Annotated in this window: 1 protein-coding gene; it reads left to right on the top strand. The window is 65.5% G+C overall.

Annotation, left to right across the window (positions count from 1 at the left end; genetic code table 11):
- A partial coding sequence (locus tag ACFP2T_RS43035) for a condensation domain-containing protein (RefSeq protein WP_377432792.1) occupies positions 1-287 on the top strand: 287 nt, incomplete at both ends.

Genomic DNA, 287 nt, shown 5'->3' with positions numbered 1-287 from the left:
AGCGGCAGTGGCTTACCGGCGACGTCCTCGACGGTCAACTCGACTACTGGCGAGACCGTCTCGATGGTGTGCCGACGCTGGAGTTGCCGACGGATCGGCCACGGCCGGCACAGCGGTCCAGCGCCGGTGCGGTATTCGATTTCCAGATTCCGGCCGAGGTGGTCGACGGTCTGCGCGCGCTGTCCCGGGATGCTGGCGTGTCGATGTTCATGACGGTGTTCGCCGCGTTCAACGTCCTGCTGAGCCGCTATTCGGGTCAGGACGACATCGTGGTGGGTACGCCGATC

Source organism: Plantactinospora solaniradicis, from assembly GCF_042658085.1.
In the GTDB taxonomy this organism is placed as follows: domain Bacteria; phylum Actinomycetota; class Actinomycetes; order Mycobacteriales; family Micromonosporaceae; genus Plantactinospora; species Plantactinospora solaniradicis.
This window is presented reverse-complemented; position numbering and strand designations above follow the sequence as displayed.